This window comes from Microcoleus sp. Aus8_D2, from assembly GCF_036702665.1.
GTDB lineage: Bacteria > Cyanobacteriota > Cyanobacteriia > Cyanobacteriales > Microcoleaceae > Microcoleus.
The window spans coordinates 8,103-13,685 of record NZ_JAUBUN010000075.1 but is presented as its reverse complement, the minus strand read 5'-3'; the positions used below and the strand labels follow the sequence as shown (position 1 = coordinate 13,685).

4 protein-coding genes are annotated in these 5,583 nt (G+C 47.9%); 1 reads left to right on the top strand and 3 read right to left on the bottom strand.

Annotated elements, in window-relative coordinates:
- Window positions 1-105: 105 nt before the first annotated feature.
- The 3 genes from QUB64_RS31820 to purM all read right to left on the bottom strand — a co-directional run bounded on the left by QUB64_RS31820 (window position 106) and on the right by purM (window position 3,810).
- On the bottom strand, window positions 106-855 hold the full coding sequence (locus tag QUB64_RS31820; protein ID WP_333266472.1) for an amino acid ABC transporter ATP-binding protein: 750 nt from the start codon (window positions 853-855) through the stop codon (window positions 106-108).
- On the bottom strand, window positions 821-2,284 hold the full coding sequence (locus QUB64_RS31815) for an ABC transporter substrate-binding protein/permease (protein ID WP_333266470.1): 1,464 nt from the start codon (window positions 2,282-2,284) through the stop codon (window positions 821-823). Before QUB64_RS31815 ends, QUB64_RS31820 begins: the two co-directional genes overlap by 35 nt.
- A 497-nt stretch (window positions 2,285-2,781) precedes the next feature.
- On the bottom strand, window positions 2,782-3,810 hold the full coding sequence (purM, locus tag QUB64_RS31810) for a phosphoribosylformylglycinamidine cyclo-ligase (protein ID WP_333266468.1): 1,029 nt from the start codon (window positions 3,808-3,810) through the stop codon (window positions 2,782-2,784).
- A gap of 601 nt (window positions 3,811-4,411) precedes the next feature.
- Between purM and QUB64_RS31805 the strand changes: the two genes are divergently transcribed.
- Entirely contained in the window at window positions 4,412-5,488 is a 1,077-nt protein-coding gene (locus QUB64_RS31805; protein WP_333266466.1) for a septal ring lytic transglycosylase RlpA family protein, read from the top strand.
- The last annotated feature ends 95 nt before the right edge of the window (window positions 5,489-5,583 follow it).

Here is a 5,583-nt window from a genome sequence, read left to right as displayed (position 1 = left end):
GAAGTCCTCACTACGAACCTGAAGGACTGAAGTCCTCACTACGAACCTGAAGGACTGAAGTCCTCACTACGAACCTGAAGGACTGAAGTCCTCACTACGAACCTGTTACAGCATTTTTTCCATAAATTGCTTGGCTCGATCGCACTTGGGGTTGCTAAAAAACTCTTGCGGCGGCACATCTTCCGCCACCTTTCCGCCATCTAGAAACAAGATGCGGTGGGCGACTTCCCGTGCAAAACCCATCTCGTGAGTCACAATTGCCATGGTAATCCCCGTCTGCGTCAAAGCTTTCATCACATCCAACACTTCTTTCACCATTTCTGGATCGAGTGCAGAAGTCGGTTCGTCCATCAGCAAAATTTCCGGTTCCATCGCCAAGCAGCGGGCGATCGCCACCCGCTGTTTTTGACCCCCCGAAAGCTTAGAAGGATAAACCTCCGCCTTATCAGACAAACCGACTTTTTCCAGCAATTCTAAGCCCTTCTGACGCGCCTCATCCTTAGCAACGTGCTTCACTTTGAGAGGCGCATACGTCACATTTTGCAGCACAGTCATGTGCGGGAACAAGTGGAAATGCTGAAACACCATCCCCACTTTTTGCCGCATTTTCATAATATCGGCTTTCGGCAAAGTGATATCCACGCCATCAATGTATATCTGTCCTGAAGTTGGAACTTCCAGTAAATTCAAACACCGCAAAAAAGTAGACTTACCGCACCCCGAAGGGCCGATAATCGCAATTACTTCTCCTTTGTGAATCTCCGTGGTGATCTCGCGCAAAACCTTAAGATTGCCAAAAGATTTATAAAGGCGATCGACCTTAACTGCTACTTTGGAGTCTGCGTTCGAGTACATTGGCCCCCCAAGTTAAACTAAGCACCATCAAATAATAAATTGCGCCGACAAATATCAAAGGTTCAAAGTAAATATACTTTTCTGCTCCCACAATTGTAGCGCGGCGCAGCAAATCTTCTACGCCGATTACCGAAACCAAAGCTGAATCCTTCAACAAAGCAATACTTTCATTCACCAATGCAGGCAAAATATTTTTCAATGCTTGCGGCAAAATAATATCGCCCATCATCAGCTTGTAGGGAACGCCAAGGGATTCGGCTGCTTCTTTTTGCCCTTTATCTACGGCTTGAATTCCGGCGCGGATGGTTTCGGAAATATAAGCCCCAGAATTCAGGAAAAAAGTAATCACGCCAGCTTGCAGCGCCGATATATTATAGCCTGTAAGCTGCGGCGTTGCAAAATAAACTAAAGTCAACTGCAAAATTAGCGGCGTTCCTCTAAAAATTGAGGTGTAAGCAGTACCAAACCAGAACAGCGGTTTAATGCTAGAAATCTTAAACAGAGACAGCACGATTCCCCAGAGAAATCCCAGAAATGCCGACAGCAAGGTAAAGGTGAGCGTTACCCAAATCCCTGACAAAATATAAGGCAAATTCGGCACAATTTTGCCAAAATCTAACCCGAACTTGGGTGCTACCGCAGGCTGATTTCCTTGAGCGGGTTCTTGGGCGATCGATCGCGAAAACCATTTAGTAGCTAGTTCCTTAATTTGACCGCTGGCTTTCATTTGCTGGAGGACGCGGTTGAATTCTGGAACTAATCTCGAACCTTTCGCAAAGGCGATCGCCGAACCGCTTTCTTCTGTATTCGGAATTGTGTTAAATTCCAAGTCCGGGTTAGCGTCTGCATACCCTTTAGCGACAGTATCCTCAATTACTCCCGCCGCGATCCGGTTCGCTTTAATTTCTTGAATGATATCAGGAATCTTGTTCAGAGGAGCCGCTTGCACCCCAGCCATTTTTTTCACAGCTTCCTGCTGAATGCTTCCGAGTTGAACGCCTACTTTTTTCCCGGTTAAATCTTCAGCTTTGGTCAAATTGCTGCCTTTATTGGCGACAATTGTATTTTGAGCTTCGTAGTAAAGCTCAGAAAAATCTACATTTTTTTTCCTTTCGGCTGTGGGGGTCATTCCCGCCATGACAAAATCGGCTCTTTTTGCTTGCAAAGCCGGAATTAAGCCGTTAAAATCCATGCCGATGACTTTTAGCTCGTACCCCAACTTTTTAGTAATATATTTGGCAATATCGATGTCAAAACCGATGATTTCGTTGCCGCTAACAGCCGTATCTTTAAATTCATAGGGCGGGTAGTCTGGGGAAGTCGCCAGGGTTAAAGTCTTGTTGGTTTGGGCGTAACTGGCGATCGCAATTAAGCTAAAGGCGATCGCGATCGCCGCCGCCAGCATCGATCGCAATTTAAAACGTTTCATGTCCAGCATTTTCCTCACAAATCCCCTAGCAAAAATCTAAAATCTGCAATTAAGTCACGATGCTAACAATATATCTAGTCCCCTAAAGTTCAGTTACTGGGATTGTCGTTTATAGCCGAGTCCCAAAAAGGTGAGGTATAGGTTTTGATTTTCCATTTTTCGATTTTAGATTGAAGAATTGGCCCGGAGCGGCTTTGCTCTTCGAGCAGGGATTGAGGGATTGAGCCGTCAATACCCCTAGGATATCTCGAACTGCTATAGCTTTTTGTGAAATCAACGGGGTTGCTGCCAATCTTGTTAAAAAATCCGCCCTAAAAAAGAAGTATTACCTGTTGACTTGTCGCGAATTTTTGTGGTATATTTTAGATAATGGGAGTGGTGACATTAATTTTAAAATTGCCACCACTCCCATTATCTAATAATACTTTATTGAATGGTCAAAGTCAAGCAATTGAGCCGAAAAAAAAGGCGCTTTTTTTTTATTTTTTCAATTAAAATTAAACGGCGCCCATTACCAATTCCCCGTTACCGTCAATCACTTCGCCGATCGCGAACGCTGCAATTCCCTGAGATTGAAACCATTTAACAGCCTGGTCAACTTCCCGGCGATCGAGCAACAGCACAAACCCAATACCCATATTAAAAGTATTGAACATATCGACAGTCGCAACTGAACCAGCTTCAGCAATCCAGTCAAAAATCGGCAAAGTTTGCCAACTATTACAGTCAATTTTCACAGATTGATTGGTTCCCAAACAGCGGGGCAAATTTTCCGGCAAACCGCCGCCAGTAATGTGAGCCATACCGTGAATTTCTAAACCGCTCTTAATTGCTTCGAGGACTGGTTTAACATAAATTGTAGTCGGAGTCAGCAGCACTTCTCCTAAAGTTTTGCCACCTAACTTTTCTGGTTGGGAATTCCAATCAAAACCCAAATCGCCAGCAATTTTTCTCACCAAACTAAAACCGTTGCTGTGCACGCCGGAACTAGCCAGCCCCACAGCCACATCTCCCACCCGTACCTGCGAACCGTCGAGCAATTTGCTCTTTTCGACAATTCCCACGCAAAAACCAGCCAAATCGTACTCACCGGCTTGGTAAAAACCGGGCATTTCTGCGGTTTCCCCTCCGAGCAAAGCACAGCCCGCTTGTTTGCAACCGTCAGCAATTCCTGTCACCACCCCAGCTAACTGTTCGGAATTTAACTTTCCTGTGGCTAAATAATCGAGAAAAAATAGCGGTTCCGCGCCGGATGTCAGCACGTCGTTGACGCACATCGCCACTAAGTCGATTCCTACTGTGTCGTGGCGATCGAGATCGTGGGCCAATTTCAACTTAGTTCCCACGCCGTCAGTGCCCGAAACCATCACCGGCTCTTTTAATCCCTCGGGGACGCTGAAAAACCCGCTAAATCCGCCGAATCCACCCAAAACACCCGATCGGTGGGTGCTTTTGACTGTATTTTTGATGCGATCGACAAAAGCTCTGCCCGCCTCAACATCTACACCTGCTGCTCGATAATCCATAAGTCCGCCAAATCGATTTGTAAGTTTTAGTTTATGCCGGTAAGGGTTAACAGACGAATCACCCGAGCCCGAACTTGAGTCTCAAATTTTGGGCCCGGGCGGCGATGAGTCTCGGAAACTTGTATCGATTTTGGGGCGGGCTCAACAGCCAACACTTGACAAACAGATTTTTTCAGACTAGCCATTGGGCCACCCATAAAATCCGCTAAATTTTTGTAAAGTTTTATAAAGTTTTCAGGAATTGCGAAAACGGCTGCAAGGATTGCAATTAAAGGATTTTATGATACCGATCGCCGAGAAGATTTGATGAAGATTTGGTGAAGTGTGCCGCCACAGCGATCCCCAAGCGCAAAAGTTTGTGGTAGTCTGTTGCAGTTCGTGAACAACACACAAATTGCGGATCGAGTATGAGTTGTCAAGTATCAGGGAAGTTTCCGCCAATTTTTTTGGGGGCTGAAGCATTAAAGCAAAAACGCACCCCGATACTTTGCTTTGACTCACGGGGGAATGGCGAAGGGCAAGAGAGAAATCCTTGACGCCCTGCGCCAAACGGCCAATCCTCCAATCTCGGTTGGCAATGGCTCTTCACAAAAATGGACGTATGAAGGAAAAATTTGTTGGTGGTTTGCTCGCTGTCCTGTTAGTTCCTGTGGTAGGAACGGCATCGTCTTGTCACGCACAAGCAACAAATGCTGTCAAGCAAAACTCTCAGGACTCCAAGCAAGTAATTGCCACCCAACCGTCCCCGCAGTTAAACGCGACTCGGGCCGAAGCACAAAAAGTCGGACAGTATCAGTACCAAGCAAGAGCTGACATTGACCGAGACTCGATCGCCAAAATTCAGCCCCACGACTTGGGCGGGCGACAAGCAGCGACAGTCTACGTGCGAAACATTCCAGTCATCACCTTTCTCAACGCCAGTCCGGAAAAAAACACGTCTTTAGCAGAAACTGGCGACAGCCAAGCCGATACTCGCAGTCAGTTGAAAGTAGCGGGCGCGAAAGAAAATCCCAAAGTTGGAAACATCGCCAGCAACGAAAGCAACCAAGAACCCGATCCTGTGTGGCGGGCATCCAGCCTAGCAGCAAGACTCAACCAGCTAGCCCGCAACAACATCGATCCGAACAGCATTACCGTTAAGTGGGAAAAAGGCGATCGCTACCTGATCGAGGCAAACGGCGAGGACTTGGTAAGCATCAACGCCGACACCATCCTCCCCGATACCACCAGCGACTTCAGCCTAGACGCCCTGCAAGTAACCAATCGCCTCCGCCGACTGCTGGGCAACGCCCCACCCCTGGAAGCAGTCGCAGGCCAACCCCAACCAGAACCCCCCGTGCTGTCTCTAGGCCCAGTTCAAGTGCGGCTCAGCGGCTGGGCTTCCTGGTACGGCCCCGGCTTTAACGGCAACCTCAGCGCCAGCGGCGAGCGTTTTAACCAAAATGATTTGACCGCAGCCCACCGCCAGTTGCCCTTCGGCACTAGAGTGATGGTGCGAAATCTCGACAACGGCCGCTCCGTAGTCGTCCGCATTAACGACCGCGGCCCCTATGTGGGCGATCGGCTGATTGACTTGTCCGCCGGCGCCGCCAGCGTGCTGGGAATGATCGGCAGCGGGGTTGCGAGAGTGGAAATCGAAGTAATCGAACCGCAGCAACAAACAACAGTTGGACGTTGACCTGTGACCTGTGACAGTTGACCTGTGACAGTTGACCTGTGACAGTTGACCTGTGACAGTTGACCTGTGACAGTTGACCTGTGACAGTTGACCTG

Coding starts and splice junctions, on each gene's coding strand:
- QUB64_RS31815 (WP_333266470.1), bottom strand. CDS start 2,284: ATGAAACGTTTTAAATTGCGATCGATGCTGGCGGCGGCGATCGCGATC.
- QUB64_RS31805 (WP_333266466.1), top strand. CDS start 4,412: ATGAAGGAAAAATTTGTTGGTGGTTTGCTCGCTGTCCTGTTAGTTCCT.
- QUB64_RS31820 (WP_333266472.1), bottom strand. CDS start 855: ATGTACTCGAACGCAGACTCCAAAGTAGCAGTTAAGGTCGATCGCCTT.
- purM (WP_333266468.1), bottom strand. CDS start 3,810: ATGGATTATCGAGCAGCAGGTGTAGATGTTGAGGCGGGCAGAGCTTTT.